The sequence below is a fragment of the Peribacillus sp. NPDC055009 genome, assembly GCF_053608705.1.
Genome location: NZ_JBSGVZ010000025.1, coordinates 47,020 through 62,472, shown reverse-complemented (window position 1 = coordinate 62,472; position 15,453 = coordinate 47,020). Strand labels below are relative to the sequence as shown.

The window sequence follows — 15,453 nt, the reverse complement described above, 5'->3', positions numbered from 1 at the left end:
CACCCGTTCCCATTCCGAACACGGCAGTTAAGCTCTTCAGCGCCGATGGTAGTTGGGGGTTTCCCCCTGTGAGAGTAGGACGCCGCCAAGCCATTTATTAAGATCAGCCATCCGGCTGGTCTTTTTTGATGTTCATAATTTAAAAAAAGTTCTTTATTTATGGGACAGCAGGGACTGGCCGTATTTTTGGTAAGCTGAGAATTGGGCAGTATTAAAATTGTGAAACCTTAAGGAGAAGAAAAAATAGCAGGTTTTGCTTTTGTCTTTTTAGGGTATTTATGTAAGATATTTTAACTTTAATGTTCAATGGGGTATGTAACTACATATAATTTGGAGAAAATGGATATTACAGAAAGAAAGTGCGTTTAAGTTGCAAAATGCATTATTCCTTGTATAATAATAGTCAAATATAGTCAAAGTCAGAATGGAGGAGGCTGAGTGAGAAACATATCTGATGTTATCGAAACTTATTTGAAGCAAGTACTTGAAATAAGTCAAAAAGATATCTTGGAGATTAAAAGAAGTGAAATAGCAGATAAATTTCAGTGTGTTCCTTCTCAAATCAATTACGTAATCAATACCAGGTTTACCATCGAGAGAGGTTATGTTGTAGAGAGTAAGCGTGGGGGCGGAGGTTATATACGCATCATGAAGGTGGAATCACAGGATTCCGTACAACTTATCAACCAATTATTATCGCTTATTGGTTCCAGGGTATCTCAATCGATGGCTGAAGGAGTAATTTCACGGCTGATGAACGAAGACGTCATTAATGAAAGAGAAGCAAAGATTATGATGAGCGTCATAGATAGATCGGTGATTTATATCGACCTACCTGACCGCGATGAACTTAGGGCAAGAATTTTAACTGCGATGCTTACGACTTTAAAATATAAATGAAACTGGCAGAGGTGATGAACGTTGATTTGCCAAGAATGTCATCAAAGGCCTGCTACCCTGCACTTCACCAAAATCATCAATGGAAAAAAGACTGAAGTCATGATTTGTGAGATATGTGCTCAGGAAAAAGGCGAAATATTCATGGATGCAGGTGGACCTGGTTTTTCAATAAATAATTTATTAGCAGGATTGTTGAATATCGAGTCGAATATTCAACAGACGAAGGCAAATGCATTTCCTAAAACGGAAGAGAGGCGTTGCCCGCATTGTCATCGATCTTATAAAGAATTTGTCCATATTGGTAAGTTTGGCTGTGCCGAATGTTATAAAACGTTCAATGAACAGTTAAATCCCATTTTAAAGAGGGTTCATAGCGGCAATACAGCACATATAGGGAAAATTCCAAAAAGGATCGGTGGCACCATCTATCTTCGAAAGCAAATTTCAGATTTGAAAGAAGTTTTAAAGGCCCACATTGATCAAGAGGAATTCGAGAAAGCGGCAGAGGTAAGAGATAAGGTACGTTCCCTTGAAAAAAGGTATGAAGCCCAAGAGGGAGGCGAGGAATTATGAGCTTGGAAAAGTTTGTAGAAAACGCTTTGAGTTCCTGGATGAGTGCCGAAGGGCCGGAAATCGATATTGTATTGAGTTCGCGGATTCGGCTGGCCAGGAATTTCAAAGACTTTACCTTCCCAACCTCCTTTTCTAACGAAGAAGCTAAAAAAATCATTGAATTGGTCAAAAAAAGAATTGAAGAGGAAGTGACTCCAGAGATTGGGAAACTGGAACTTTTAGAGATTGACCAATTGCAACCACTGGAAAAGCGCGTTCTCGTTGAAAAACATTTAATCAGTCCTCATTTAGTTGAAGATTCAGCGAAAAGCGCATGTCTCCTTTCGGAAAATGAAGAAATAAGTATCATGATAAATGAAGAGGATCACCTCCGTATTCAATGTTTAATGTCGGGATTGCAGCTGAAGGAAACCTTAAAGATTGCAAATGTTCTTGACGATTGGATTGAAGAATCCATAGACTATGCATATGATGAAGAAAGAGGATACCTAACAAGTTGTCCGACTAATGTGGGAACAGGATTAAGGGCTTCAGTCATGATGCATCTTCCCGGCCTGGTCCTTACACAGCAGATGAATAATATCATACCGGCTATCAACCAATTGGGGTTGGTGGTTCGAGGGATTTATGGAGAGGGCAGTCAAGCGTTAGGGAATATTTTTCAAATCTCAAATCAAATTACTCTTGGAAAGTCGGAAAGGGATATCGTTGAAGATCTAACAAGTGTAGTGCAACAAATCATAGCCCAGGAACGGTCAGCGAGGGATGCATTAGCGAGGACTTCCCACATACAATTAGAAGATAGAATTTTCCGTTCATATGGGATTTTGTCCAATGCTCGAATCATCGAGACCAAGGAAGCAGCTACCTGTATCTCCGATGTTAGGTTAGGGATAGATCTTGGGTATATAAAAAATATTTCCAAAAGCATTCTAAATGAGTTGATGATTTTGACGCAGTCGGGATTTTTACAAAAGTACGCAGGCGGCCCTTTAAGACCCCATGAAAGGGATATTCGAAGAGCAGCACTCATCCGGGAACGCTTGAATTTCACTGAATCTTCCTCCTCATAGAGGTCATAGACCTCTTTAGGGAGTATCAAATTTCATGTAATAGATATGGAGCAAGAATAAGCTTCTGCCATTACTTAGAGAATTGCCAGCAACTTTATTCAAAACGAAAATTCTAAGGAGGAATTCCCTATGATGTTTGGTCGTTTTACTGAAAGAGCCCAGAAAGTATTAGCATTAGCCCAAGAAGAGGCAATCCGTTTAGGTCATAATAATATTGGCACGGAACATATTTTACTGGGTCTTGTCCGAGAAGGCGATGGTATTGCAGCCAAGGCGTTATTTGCTCTTGGATTGGGTCCGGATAAGATTCAGAAAGAAGTGGAAAATTTAATTGGCCGTGGACAGGATACGGCTCAAACGATACATTATACCCCAAGAGCCAAGAAAGTCATTGAACTTTCCATGGATGAGGCAAGAAAATTAGGTCACTCATATGTTGGGACAGAGCATGTTCTTCTAGGTCTTATACGAGAAGGGGAAGGTGTAGCTGCCCGCGTATTGAATAATCTTGGAGTAAGTTTAAATAAAGCCAGACAACAAGTATTACAGCTTTTGGGCAGCAATGAATCAGGTGGTCATCAAGGTTCTGCCGCTTCAAATGCGAGTACACCGACACTGGATGGCCTAGCCCGTGATTTAACGGCGATTGCCAGGGAAGGAAGCCTGGATCCCGTTATCGGAAGAAGTAAGGAAATACAGCGTGTCATTGAGGTATTAAGCCGCCGTACAAAAAATAACCCAGTATTGATCGGTGAACCTGGGGTAGGTAAAACAGCCATTGCTGAAGGGCTTGCCCAACAGATCATCAATAATGAGGTACCTGAAATTTTACGCGATAAACGCGTAATGACACTTGATATGGGTACCGTTGTGGCTGGTACTAAATACCGTGGTGAATTTGAGGACCGGTTGAAGAAAGTTATGGATGAAATACGTCAGGCGGGTAATATCATCCTATTCATCGATGAATTGCATACATTGATTGGTGCAGGTGGTGCAGAAGGTGCCATCGATGCCTCCAATATCCTTAAACCATCATTGGCACGTGGTGAATTACAATGTATCGGTGCAACAACATTGGATGAATACCGTAAGTATATTGAAAAGGATGCTGCGCTTGAACGTCGTTTCCAGCCAATCCAAGTCGATGAGCCGACTATTGAGGAATCCATCCAAATTCTCAAGGGGCTGCGTGACCGTTATGAGGCACATCACCGCGTATCGATTACTGACGAAGCGATTGATGCCGCAGTCAAATTATCCGACCGTTATATTTCCGATCGCTTTTTACCGGATAAAGCGATTGACTTGATTGATGAAGCTGGCTCCAAGGTCAGGCTGCGCTCATACACAACGCCACCTAACTTAAAGGAACTTGAAGTGAAGCTAGACGATGTTCGCAAGGAAAAGGATGCTTCCGTTCAGAGTCAGGAATTTGAAAAAGCAGCTTCGCTTCGCGATACGGAACAACGCTTAAGAGAACAATTGGAAGAAACGAAAAAAACTTGGAAAGAAAAACAAGGGCAGGAGAACAGTGAAGTCACTGTGGATGACATTGCACATGTCGTGTCCAGCTGGACGGGAGTGCCAGTCACTAAACTGGCGCAAACAGAGTCAGACAAACTGCTTAATATGGAGTCGATCCTCCATGATCGTGTAATTGGGCAGGAAGAGGCCGTCATTGCGGTTTCTAAAGCAGTACGACGTGCCAGGGCAGGTTTGAAAGATCCTAAACGTCCAATTGGTTCATTCATCTTCTTGGGACCTACAGGGGTCGGTAAAACCGAGCTTGCACGTGCTTTGGCTGAATCAATTTTTGGTGATGAAGATGCCATGATCCGCATCGATATGTCCGAATATATGGAGAAACATTCAACTTCACGTCTTGTTGGATCCCCTCCAGGATATGTTGGATACGAAGAAGGCGGTCAGTTAACGGAAAAAGTGCGGAGGAAACCATACTCTGTCGTTCTGCTTGATGAAATAGAAAAGGCGCATCCGGATGTCTTCAATATCCTTCTTCAAGTATTGGAAGACGGAAGGCTGACAGATTCCAAGGGTCGTACTGTCGATTTCAGGAATACCATTCTGATCATGACATCGAATGTAGGTGCGTCGGCATTGAAGACCGATAAGTATGTCGGCTTTAACATCCAGGATACTGGCCAGGACTATAAAAATATGAAAGGGAAAGTGATGGAAGAACTCAAACGTGCATTCCGTCCGGAATTCCTGAATCGTATTGATGAAACCATCGTGTTCCACTCATTAGAGAAGGATCATTTGAAACAAATCGTTACATTAATGTCAAATCAGCTTACTACCCGTTTGAAAGAACAGGAGATATACTTGGAGCTGACAGATGCGGCTAGAGAAAAAATTGCAACCGAAGGTTTTGATCCGGAATATGGTGCACGTCCAATCCGCAGGGCACTTCAGAAGCATGTAGAAGATTATCTATCCGAAGAGTTGCTTAAAGGCAACGTGAAAAAAGGGCAAACGGTCGTAATGGATGTCGTGAATAATGAGTTTGCAATCCGGCAAGGCGAGCCTGTTAATGTAAGTGAATAACCTGATCCTAAACTTCGAGGTACACGCAGATTCTTTTGCAGTGTACCTCTGTTTTTTATCTATAGGTAGATATGAGTATAAACGGGACAAGCAGAGTGAATATTTTTTTAAAAAAACTTAGCCTTAAGAAGGTTTAAATAAAACAGAGATATAATATCCTTAATATAGATATTTTTTCCAAAGGAAGAGGAGTAATTTATGGCTGTAAAAAAGAAAACAAAATTTATGTGTCAGTCTTGTGGATATGAATCCGCGAAATGGATGGGGAAATGCCCAGGCTGCGGTGAATGGAACAAAATGGTCGAGGAAACCGAAATCGTTAAGCCTGCTAGAAAGGGCGCGTTTACCCATTCGGAGGTTAGAGGTTCCGGGGAACGGGAGAAGGCAGCACCCATAACGACCATTCAATCAGAAAAAGAACCACGGATTAAGACGGATTTAATGGAATTGAATCGTGCTCTTGGGGGCGGGATCGTACAGGGGTCACTTGTATTGATCGGAGGGGACCCGGGTATCGGCAAGTCCACCCTGCTTTTACAGGTATCATCCCAATTGGCGCATAAACAGAAAAAAGTGCTATATATATCAGGTGAGGAATCAGTCAAGCAGACCAAATTGAGAGCAGACCGGCTTGGGACCATGTCGGAACATCTATTCGTTTATGCTGAAACCGATATGGACTATATCCAACAGGCCATTACAGAGGTAAAACCGGATTTGGTCATTATTGACTCCATTCAAACGGTATATCATTCGGAGGTTACATCTGCCCCGGGAAGCGTTTCACAAGTGAGGGAATGCACAGCTTCACTCATGCGAATAGCCAAAACGAACGGGATCGCAATTTTTATCGTCGGTCACGTTACAAAGGAAGGGGCCATTGCGGGGCCGCGGCTGCTTGAGCACATGGTTGACACCGTTTTATATTTTGAAGGAGAAAGACACCATACATATCGAATTATACGTGCGGTCAAAAACCGCTTTGGTTCGACGAATGAGATGGGTATTTTTGAAATGAAAGAACATGGATTGGAAGAGGTAGCGAATCCATCGGAAATTTTCCTTGAAGAACGTTCGCAAGGAGCCTCGGGTTCCACAGTCGTCGCATCCATGGAGGGCACAAGGCCGGTGCTTGTCGAAATTCAAGCATTGATTTCACCTACGAGTTTTGGAAACCCAAGGCGAATGGCCACGGGAATTGACCACAATCGAGTTTCGCTTTTAATGGCTGTTTTGGAAAAGAGAGTGGGCTTGCTGCTCCAAAACCAGGATGCGTATTTAAAGGTTGCTGGTGGGGTCAAGCTTGATGAACCGGCAATTGACCTCGCTGTTGCAATAAGCATTGCATCAAGCTTCCGAGATAAACCAACAAACCCTGCCGATTGCATCATTGGTGAAGTGGGGCTGACTGGGGAAGTGAGAAGGGTGTCACGGATAGAACAAAGGGTGCAGGAAGCGGCGAAATTAGGGTTTGAGCGGGTTATCATACCGGCTAATAATATAGGGGGATGGACTGCGCCGAAAGGTATTAAGATCGTTGGTGTTTCATCGGTTTCGGAGGCTCTTAAACAATCGTTAGGGGGTTAAGTATGACAGATAAAAAAGGGTATGAGAAAACTAAATTGGAAATTCTGCAAATTGTAGCACCGGGTACCCCGCTTCGTGAGGGTATTGAAAATGTCCTGAGGGCAAATACAGGTGGTTTGATAGTGGTCGGATATAACGAGAAGGTGCGAACGATCGTGGATGGCGGCTTCGAAATCAACTGCAGCTGTACCCCCAGCACATTATATGAGTTGGCGAAGATGGACGGGGCCATCATTTTAAATGAAACGGCCGATAAGATTATTTTCGCAAATGCCCAATTAGTGCCGGACAATAGCACACCTTCCACTGAAACGGGAATGCGGCATAGGACAGCGGAACGTGTGGCAAGGGAGACCAAGTCGTTGGTCATCGCAATCTCACAACGTCGGAATGTCATCACTTTATATCAGGGCAATTTCCGGTATGCCCTTAAAGATATAGGAGTCATACTTGCTAAGGCTAATTTGGCCATCCAGACCCTGGAAAAATACAAGGTGGTCCTGCAGCAGAGCATATCGGTTTTAGGAGCGCTCGAGTTTGAGGAAATCGTGACCTATGCCGACCTTTTGCAGGTATTTCACCGTTATGTAATGGTGCTCAGAATCAAGGCCGAGCTACTAACGTACCTTAATGAGCTTGGTACGGAAGGAAGATTGATCCGTTTGCAAATGAATGAAATCCTGGCAGATATTGAAACGGAAGGAAAATGGCTTATCAAGGATTATACCTCCAGTAATGATGAAAATCCCGAGGAAATCATTTTTAGGCTTCAAGAGTTGGCCATGCAGGAAAAACTGGATGAAAGCATTCTTCTGAAGGTGCTGGGCTATCATGGATACATACATCTTGATGAGTCAGTACATCCCCGTGGTTACCGTATTCTTCATAAAATCCCACGCCTGCCGGGTTTGATCATCGAAAATTTAGTGAAACAGTTCGGAAGCTTTAGTGAAGTCAATAAAGCTACGGTTGAAAACCTTGACGATGTGGAGGGTATAGGCGAAGTCCGCGCCAATAAAATCAAAGAAGGACTCCGCATTTTAAAAAATCAGCTGGTCACAAATAGAAGGATGTAAGGAGCAGCTGGCCTTTTAACATTCACCTGAACCAGCTTGAAATTGGTTGGTGTTTATTTTTGACACTCAAAACTCAGGGTGCTAGGCTAATATTACGAAAAAGAGAAGAAGTCGTATTTGTAAATCCACTAATTCCTTAAGTGAATTTAACGTATATAATGAAAACGAATTTTCGAAGGTTTCATTTTATTTTATTGGTCAATAATGAGTAGAGGGAGGTGAAAGGGATGTTAAAACGCATTATACAAGCATGCTTCTTAATAGTCGGCGGAACACTTGGTATGTTACTAATTCCTGAATTATTAATTGTTTTACATGCAGACGATATTGCTTTATTAAACAATCCTTATGTAAGTGTACTGTTGGGTGCCATTATCTTTTATCTTATAACTTTTTGGGCAGTAGATCATGTGATCTATTTTATGAAGTGGCTGGAGGAACAGCTTGTTAAGATACCGATTACGGATATAATCTTTGGCAGCGTCGGCCTTTTAGTGGGACTGCTTGCGGCGTTCTTGGTTGGCTCCGCCTTCAGTGCCATCAAGGTTCCTATTTTAAATACAGTGGTACCTATCATCCTTACGCTTTTATTTGGTTATCTTGGTTTTCAGGTGGGCTTTAAAAAACGTGATGAGCTATTGAGTTTATTCATGAAAAGCAATAAGAAAAAGAATACTGATGGTGAAGCGAACGAAGAGGATGAAGAGGGGTATAGCAAGCGGCTTAAGATTCTCGATACTAGCGTCATCATTGATGGTAGAATTGCGGATATCTGTCAGACGGGCTTTCTGGAGGGTACCATAGTCATTCCTCAATTCGTTTTAAACGAATTGCAGCACATTGCCGATTCATCTGATGCATTGAAAAGGAATCGGGGAAGACGCGGTTTGGATATCTTGAATCGAATTCAAAAAGACCTGCCGATTAAAGTGGAGATGTACGAGGGTGATTTTGAAGACATTCAGGAAGTGGACAGTAAACTGGTGAAGCTTGCCAAAATATCGGGCGGAATGGTCGTTACCAATGATTTCAATTTAAACAAAGTATGCGAGTTTCAAAACGTGGCGGTCCTTAATATCAATGACCTGGCCAATGCCGTTAAACCTGTTGTACTTCCTGGGGAAGAGATGAATGTTCAAGTCATCAAGGATGGGAAAGAGCAGAACCAGGGCATCGCTTATTTGGATGACGGTACCATGATCGTAGTCGAGGGTGGCCGTGATCATATCGGGAAACGGATCGATGTACTTGTCACAAGTGTATTGCAAACCTCTGCAGGCCGGATGATATTCGCTAAACCGAAACTATTAGAAAAAGCATTATAAAGAAGAGTAGGAGAAACCGTTATGTTTTATGAAGTAGTGATACCTGCAGCTGGACAAGGCAAAAGAATGAAGGCGGGCAAGAATAAACTTTTTATTGAACTATCGGGTATCCCGATCATTGTTTATACACTGCGTGTCTTCGAAGAAGATCCTGACTGTCGGGGGATTATCCTTTCGATAAACCCGGCAGAAAAGGATTATTTCAATCAATTGATAGCAGCGTATGGGCTTAAAAAGGTCAAGAAACTGGTCATGGGTGGCAAGGAGCGCCAACAAAGCGTGTATAATGGACTGCAACATGCAGAAGAAGACATCATCTTGGTCCATGACGGTGCCCGCCCTTTTATCGATCTTGGGCAAATCAGTGAATTGACTGCTGCCGCCTCCCTGCATGGAGGTGCCGTAATTGCAGTGCCCGTTAAGGATACGATTAAAAAAGCGGCAAACAAAGAGGTAGTGGAAACAGTGGAACGATCAAGCTTGTGGGCGGTGCAAACTCCACAAGCTTTTCGTGTATCCATATTAAAAAGTGCATATGAACAGGCAGAAGCTGAAGCGTTTTTAGGGACGGATGATGCAAGTTTGCTAGAGCGGATCAATGAACAGGTAGTTATTATTGAGGGCAATTATGATAATATTAAAATTACGACTCAGGAAGACCTTTATTTTGCAGAAGCGATTTTACATAAACAACAACATGGAAAAAGATGATTGGGGAGAATGATATGTTTAGAATAGGACAAGGATATGACGTTCATCAGCTTGTAGAGGGCAGACCTTTGATTATTGGCGGGATTACGATTCCGTATGAGAAAGGTTTGCTAGGGCATTCTGATGCGGATGTCCTTCTGCATACTGTTGCTGATGCCTGCTTGGGTGCAATTGGTGCAGGGGATATCGGTAAGCATTTTCCGGATACCGATCCTGAATTTAAAGATGCCGATTCGGCAAAACTGCTGCAGTATATTTGGGCAATTGTAAAAAAAGAAGGATATTCCCTGGGCAATGCGGACTGTACAATCATTGCACAAAGCCCGAAAATGGCACCGTATATTGAGGAGATGCGAGGCAGGATTGCTGAACTTTTAGATACGTCGATAGACAGAATTAATGTAAAGGCGACCACTACCGAGAAACTTGGATTTACAGGCAGGAGCGAAGGAATCGCGGCACAGGCTGTAGTCTTATTGGTTAAATCAAACTAAATTCATTTTTAGGGTGGATGCCTTTATCCCAATGTATTTAAATGATAATATATACAATAGAATAGAACGACTGGGAGGTCTATATATATCATGAGCAGTGATATTCGAGTTCGCTATGCACCGAGTCCGACTGGACATTTACATATTGGTAATGCACGGACTGCTTTATTTAATTATTTATATGCACGAAATAAAGGCGGGAAATTCATCATTCGTATTGAAGATACCGATCAAAAGAGAAATATTGAAGGCGGAGAGGATAGTCAGCTTAAATATTTAAAATGGCTTGGTATGGATTGGGATGAAGGTGTTGATGTTGGCGGTGAATACGGGCCATATCGTCAATCCGAAAGGAACGACCTTTATCAGGAATTGTATCAAGAGCTTTTAGATAAGGGTTTGGCATATAAATGCTATTGTACGGAAGAAGAGCTTGAAGCAGAGCGTGAAGGACAGGTCGAACGCAATGAAACGCCAAAATATTCAGGGAAGTGCAAGCATTTAACTGAGGAAGAGCAAGCGGAACTATTGGCTCAAGGAAGAAAACCGAGCATTCGCTTTGCCGTTCCAGCTGGGAAGGTCCTTACTTTCAAAGATATGGTCAAGGATGAGGTTTCGTTTGAAACAGATGGCTTTGGTGATTTTGTTATCGTTAAAAAAGATGGCATTCCAACCTATAACTTTGCAGTGGCCGTCGATGATCATTTGATGAAGATTTCCCATGTCCTTCGCGGTGATGATCATATCTCCAATACTCCAAAACAATTGATGATTTATGAAGCTTTCGGCTGGGAACCGCCGGTATTCGGACATATGACGCTGATTGTAAACGAAAGCAGGAAGAAACTGAGTAAACGTGATGAGTCGATCATTCAATTCATTGAGCAATATGAAGAGCTTGGTTATGTACCTGAAGCGTTATTCAATTTCATTACATTACTAGGGTGGTCTCCGGTCGGGGAGGAAGAGATTTTCACGAAGGAAGAATTCATTAATATTTTCGATGCTGACCGTCTTTCTAAGTCACCTGCACTTTTCGATAAACAAAAGCTTACATGGATGAATAACCAATATGTTAAGCAATTGGACCTCAATCGTGCAGTGGAATTGTCAATGCCTCACTTAATTAAAGCCGGGAAGGTTTCAGAGACACTGACCGCCGAAGAAGAAGAGTGGGTACATGGGCTAGTTTCCCTTTTTCAAGAGCAGATGAGCTATGGAGCGGAAATAGTCGAGCTATCTGAACTGTTTTTCAAGGATGAGGTCGTGTTCGAGGAAGAAGCTAAGGAAGTGCTGGCTGAAGAACAGGTACCGGAAGTCATGAAAGCTTTCCTTCAGGAGATTGAAGGGCTTGAAGAATTTAACGCGGATGAAATCAAGAAGTCGATTAAAGCCGTACAAAAAGGCACAGGTCATAAAGGGAAAAAATTATTCATGCCGATTAGGGCTGCCGTCACGGGTCAAACACATGGTCCTGACTTGCCTAAGGCGATTTCATTACTGGGCAAGGAAAAAATTAAACAGCGTATTCAGAGTATTTTATATTAACAATTTGTCGAAAATGTAATATAGTATTTAATAATCTTACAAAAGAACGCGTAGATGGGGAGAAGTAAGTAAACGAAGCTTTTTAGAGAGAACCATAACCTGCTGAAAGTGGTTCAAGCCTCTCGTTTTCTGAAATGCACCCTTGAGTCCTTTGCTGAACTAACTTATAGTAGGCACAGGCGGAATTTCCTCCGTTACAGGGATTAAAGTTGGGGATGAAAAAACAGGAAAAAGCTTTATCTGGTTTTTACATTCCAAACAGAGTGGAACCGCGCTTCAAGCGTCTCTGTCTATTTGGACAGAGACGCTTTTTTATATGCTTTAAAAGCTACAAAAGGGGATGTTGGAAAAGGACGGAACATAGGGGGGAATCATTTTGTTAAAGATGTTTAAAGAGGATATCGAAGTGGTTTTTGATCAAGATCCTGCTGCGCGCAGCTATTTGGAAGTCATATTGACGTATGCGGGTTTACATGCAATTTGGAGTCATAGGATGGCTCACGCACTATTCAAGAAGAAATTCTTTTTCCTGGCAAGAAGTATATCTCAAATCAGTCGGTTTTTTACCGGAATTGAAATTCATCCAGGGGCTACGATTGGCCGTCGTTTCTTCATTGACCATGGAATGGGGATCGTCATTGGCGAAACTTGTGAAATTGGCGACAATGTATCTGTCTTTCAAGGTGTAACCCTTGGGGGAACAGGAAAGGAAAAGGGAAAACGTCATCCTACGATAAAGGATAATGTCCTGATTGCTACAGGAGCAAAAGTGCTTGGTTCCATCACTGTTGGGGAAAACTCAAAAATCGGTGCAGGATCGGTTGTTTTAAAGGAAGTGCCACCTAATTCTACAGTGGTGGGCATTCCAGGTAAAGTGGTCATTCAAGATGGTATCAAAATCAACAAAGACCTAAATCATTGTGATCTTCCTGATCCAATCGCTGATCGCTTTAAGGAATTGGATAGTGAACTCAGGGCCTTAAGAGAGAAGCTGGCTGAACAGAAGCAGGAAGAAAGGAGTCTATAATATGGCGATTAAAATATATAACACAGCAACAAGAAAAAAGGAAACCTTCGTCCCGATTGAAGAGGGAAAGGTGAAGATGTATGTATGCGGGCCCACTGTCTATAATTACATTCATATAGGTAATGCAAGACCGGCAATCGTATTTGATACCGTTCGTAGGTATTTGGATTACCGTGGATATGATGTGCAATTCGTTTCGAACTTTACGGATGTGGATGATAAGCTGATTCGCGCGGCAAAAGAATTGGGTGAAGATGTCCCGACCATCTCAGAGCGTTTCATCAAGGCTTATTTTGAAGACGTATCGGCATTGGGCTGCAAAAAAGCGGATGCTCACCCAACCGTAATGGAGAATATGGATGCAATCATTGAATTCATTTCGGCATTAATTGAGAAAGGATTCGCTTATGAATCTGAAGGGGATGTGTATTACCGCACTCGTAAGTTTGAGGGATATGGAAAGCTTTCACATCAGTCCATCGATGAGCTGCGAGTGGGGGCCCGTATTGAAATAGGGGAGAAAAAACAAGATGCCCTTGATTTTGCCCTTTGGAAAACGGCCAAGGATGATGAAATATCTTGGGAGAGCCCATGGGGTAAGGGGCGTCCTGGCTGGCATATCGAATGCTCCGCAATGGTCAAAAAGTATTTGGGCGATACGATCGATATTCATGCAGGGGGTCAAGATCTGGCTTTTCCGCATCATGAAAATGAAATTGCACAATCCGAAGCATTGACGGGTAAGACCTTTGCGAATTATTGGATGCATAATGGGTATATAAATATTGAGAATGAAAAAATGTCTAAGTCCTTAGGCAATTTCGTCCTTGTGCATGACATCATACAGAAGCATGATCCACAAGTGTTACGCTTCTTCATGTTATCTGTACATTACCGTCATCCCATCAATTATAGCGAAGAAGTGCTTGAAAATGTAAAAGCGTCCCTAGAACGCTTAAGGACATCTTATCAAAACTTAAAGCATCGCCTTCAAGTAAGTGATGGATTGACTGAGAATAATGATGTTTGGTTGGAGAAGCTTAATGAATTACATGAACAATTCATTAAGGAAATGGACGATGATTTCAACACAGCTAATGCAATATCCATGCTCTTTGAACTATCCAAACAGGCGAATTATTACTTGATGGAGAAAAACACAGACAAGGAAGTGATTAATGCTTTCCTTGATAAATTCAACATCTTATTTTCTGTCCTCGGTTTATCCCTTGAAGAAGAGGGGCTTTTGGATGAAGAAATTGAAGGGTTGATACAGCAGAGAATTCAAGCGCGGAAAGACCGCAATTTTGGGTTATCTGATGAAATTCGTGATCGCTTGAAAAACATGAATATCATATTAGAGGATACCCCTCAAGGTACAAGATGGAAAAGAGGGTAATTAATGCTTCATTACGATAGTAAGGTAGATGCAAAAATGCTGAACAGTCTTGCTTTAGCATATATAGGTGATGCCGTATACGAAACGTATATACGGCATCACCTCATTCAAAAAGGATCGGTCAAGCCAAATCTACTTCACAAAAAGGCTACATCTTTTGTAGCGGCTAAAGCACAAAATAAAGTCATCCACTTTTTCCTGGAGTCAGGTTGGTTATCGGAAGAGGAATCCGCAGTCGTTAGGCGCGGCCGAAATGCAAAATCCGGTACGGTACCGAAGAATACAGATGTGCAAACGTATCGCTACAGTACAGCCTTCGAGGCACTTATGGGATTTTTGTATTTATCCGGCCGAATAGAAAGAATGGAAGAACTCATCAAAAAATCCATTGAATACATTGAAGAAGAAAAGGGGAGTAACCCATGAGCGAAGAATATATCATTGGCAGAAACCCCGTATTGGAAGCTCTTCGCTCCGAACGGGATATTAATAAAATTTGGATAGCCGAAGGCTCGCAAAAAGGCTCAATGCAGCCACTCATCGGTCTGGCGAAGGAAAAGAAGGTATTCGTGCAAATCGTACCGAAGAAAAAAATTGACCAAATGGCTGAAGGTATCCATCAAGGCGTTATCGCACAAGTGGCTGCATATGAATATGTGGAACTGGATGATTTATTCGCAAAAGCGGCTGAACGGGACGAAGCACCTTTTTTCATGATTCTTGATGAAGTTGAAGATCCGCATAATTTAGGGTCGATCATGAGGACGGCTGATGCTGTCGGTGCCCATGGAATCATCATTCCAAAAAGGAGAGCTGTGGGCTTGACGGCAACAGTGGCAAAAGCCTCGACGGGTGCAATTGAATATATTCCGGTAGCTCGCGTTACAAATTTGGCGAGAGCGGTGGAAGAGTTGAAAGAGCGCGGGGTATGGATAGTCGGTACCGATGCGAAAGGCAGCGATGATTACCGTAACATGGATGGAAAGATGCCTATCGGACTTGTTATCGGCAGCGAAGGAAAAGGCATGGCACGATTAATGAAGGATAAATGTGATTTTCTCATCCGTCTCCCTATGGCAGGTCAAGTAACTTCGTTAAATGCATCGGTAGCAGCCGGTTTATTGATGTATGAGGTTTATAGAAAAAGAAATCCCCTAGGGCAATGATGA

Annotated in this window: 14 protein-coding genes, 1 rRNA gene and 1 other annotated feature; all 15 genes read left to right on the top strand. The window is 42.4% G+C overall.

Annotated features, from left to right (window positions below; translation table 11 throughout):
- Positions 1–91: ribosomal RNA gene (gene rrf, locus ACWF5P_RS24660) — 5S ribosomal RNA — on the top strand; the annotation flags it as partial.
- A gap of 347 nt (positions 92–438) precedes the next feature.
- Complete coding sequence (locus ACWF5P_RS24655; RefSeq protein ID WP_101225855.1) at positions 439–900, top strand: CtsR family transcriptional regulator; 462 nt, start codon at positions 439–441, stop codon at positions 898–900.
- Between the two features lie 21 nt (positions 901–921).
- Positions 922–1,473 carry a UvrB/UvrC motif-containing protein gene (locus ACWF5P_RS24650; protein ID WP_101225856.1) on the top strand — a complete coding sequence of 184 codons (552 nt, stop codon included), beginning with the start codon at positions 922–924 and terminating at the stop codon, positions 1,471–1,473.
- Positions 1,470–2,546 (top strand): protein arginine kinase, encoded by a 1,077-nt coding sequence (locus ACWF5P_RS24645; RefSeq protein ID WP_101225857.1) that lies wholly within the window; start codon positions 1,470–1,472, stop codon positions 2,544–2,546. Before ACWF5P_RS24650 ends, ACWF5P_RS24645 begins: the two co-directional genes overlap by 4 nt.
- Positions 2,547–2,675: 129 nt before the next feature.
- On the top strand, positions 2,676–5,117 hold the full coding sequence (clpC, locus tag ACWF5P_RS24640) for an ATP-dependent protease ATP-binding subunit ClpC (protein WP_434168251.1): 2,442 nt from the start codon (positions 2,676–2,678) through the stop codon (positions 5,115–5,117).
- 198 nt (positions 5,118–5,315) lie between these two features.
- The gene (gene radA / locus ACWF5P_RS24635) at positions 5,316–6,704 is read left to right on the top strand and encodes a DNA repair protein RadA (protein ID WP_101225859.1); all 1,389 of its coding nucleotides are present in this window, start codon (positions 5,316–5,318) and stop codon (positions 6,702–6,704) included.
- A gap of 2 nt (positions 6,705–6,706) precedes the next feature.
- Positions 6,707–7,780 (top strand): DNA integrity scanning diadenylate cyclase DisA, encoded by a 1,074-nt coding sequence (gene disA / locus ACWF5P_RS24630; protein WP_063595517.1) that lies wholly within the window; start codon positions 6,707–6,709, stop codon positions 7,778–7,780.
- A 227-nt stretch (positions 7,781–8,007) separates the two neighbouring features.
- Positions 8,008–9,105, top strand: a complete 1,098-nt coding sequence (locus tag ACWF5P_RS24625) for a PIN/TRAM domain-containing protein (protein WP_101225860.1) — start codon at positions 8,008–8,010, stop codon at positions 9,103–9,105.
- Between the two features lie 21 nt (positions 9,106–9,126).
- Positions 9,127–9,816, top strand: a complete 690-nt coding sequence (ispD, locus tag ACWF5P_RS24620; RefSeq protein WP_434168252.1) for a 2-C-methyl-D-erythritol 4-phosphate cytidylyltransferase — start codon at positions 9,127–9,129, stop codon at positions 9,814–9,816.
- A gap of 14 nt (positions 9,817–9,830) precedes the next feature.
- On the top strand, positions 9,831–10,310 hold the full coding sequence (ispF, locus tag ACWF5P_RS24615; protein WP_101225862.1) for a 2-C-methyl-D-erythritol 2,4-cyclodiphosphate synthase: 480 nt from the start codon (positions 9,831–9,833) through the stop codon (positions 10,308–10,310).
- Positions 10,311–10,400: 90 nt separating this feature from the next.
- Entirely contained in the window at positions 10,401–11,858 is a 1,458-nt protein-coding gene (gene gltX / locus ACWF5P_RS24610; protein ID WP_230178744.1) for a glutamate--tRNA ligase, read from the top strand.
- 42 nt (positions 11,859–11,900) lie between these two features.
- Positions 11,901–12,149: a binding site (T-box leader), on the top strand.
- Between the two features lie 85 nt (positions 12,150–12,234).
- Positions 12,235–12,885, top strand: a complete 651-nt coding sequence (gene cysE / locus ACWF5P_RS24605) for a serine O-acetyltransferase (RefSeq protein WP_101225864.1) — start codon at positions 12,235–12,237, stop codon at positions 12,883–12,885.
- A 1-nt stretch (position 12,886) separates the two neighbouring features.
- A complete protein-coding gene (cysS, locus tag ACWF5P_RS24600) occupies positions 12,887–14,284 on the top strand; it encodes a cysteine--tRNA ligase (protein WP_101225865.1) in 1,398 nt (465 codons plus the stop codon).
- A 3-nt stretch (positions 14,285–14,287) separates the two neighbouring features.
- Complete coding sequence (locus tag ACWF5P_RS24595; RefSeq protein ID WP_101225866.1) at positions 14,288–14,710, top strand: Mini-ribonuclease 3; 423 nt, start codon at positions 14,288–14,290, stop codon at positions 14,708–14,710.
- On the top strand, positions 14,707–15,450 hold the full coding sequence (gene rlmB, locus ACWF5P_RS24590; protein WP_063235788.1) for a 23S rRNA (guanosine(2251)-2'-O)-methyltransferase RlmB: 744 nt from the start codon (positions 14,707–14,709) through the stop codon (positions 15,448–15,450). Before ACWF5P_RS24595 ends, rlmB begins: the two co-directional genes overlap by 4 nt.
- Positions 15,451–15,453: the final 3 nt, after the last annotated feature.

What these genes read in the sequence shown, in the direction of transcription:
- ACWF5P_RS24645 (WP_101225857.1), top strand. Translation starts at nt 1,470, where the DNA reads ATGAGCTTGGAAAAGTTTGTAGAAAACGCTTTGAGTTCCTGGATGAGT.
- clpC (WP_434168251.1), top strand. Translation starts at nt 2,676, where the DNA reads ATGATGTTTGGTCGTTTTACTGAAAGAGCCCAGAAAGTATTAGCATTA.
- radA (WP_101225859.1), top strand. Translation starts at nt 5,316, where the DNA reads ATGGCTGTAAAAAAGAAAACAAAATTTATGTGTCAGTCTTGTGGATAT.
- disA (WP_063595517.1), top strand. Translation starts at nt 6,707, where the DNA reads ATGACAGATAAAAAAGGGTATGAGAAAACTAAATTGGAAATTCTGCAA.
- ACWF5P_RS24625 (WP_101225860.1), top strand. Translation starts at nt 8,008, where the DNA reads ATGTTAAAACGCATTATACAAGCATGCTTCTTAATAGTCGGCGGAACA.
- ispD (WP_434168252.1), top strand. Translation starts at nt 9,127, where the DNA reads ATGTTTTATGAAGTAGTGATACCTGCAGCTGGACAAGGCAAAAGAATG.
- ispF (WP_101225862.1), top strand. Translation starts at nt 9,831, where the DNA reads ATGTTTAGAATAGGACAAGGATATGACGTTCATCAGCTTGTAGAGGGC.
- gltX (WP_230178744.1), top strand. Translation starts at nt 10,401, where the DNA reads ATGAGCAGTGATATTCGAGTTCGCTATGCACCGAGTCCGACTGGACAT.
- cysS (WP_101225865.1), top strand. Translation starts at nt 12,887, where the DNA reads ATGGCGATTAAAATATATAACACAGCAACAAGAAAAAAGGAAACCTTC.
- ACWF5P_RS24595 (WP_101225866.1), top strand. Translation starts at nt 14,288, where the DNA reads ATGCTTCATTACGATAGTAAGGTAGATGCAAAAATGCTGAACAGTCTT.
- rlmB (WP_063235788.1), top strand. Translation starts at nt 14,707, where the DNA reads ATGAGCGAAGAATATATCATTGGCAGAAACCCCGTATTGGAAGCTCTT.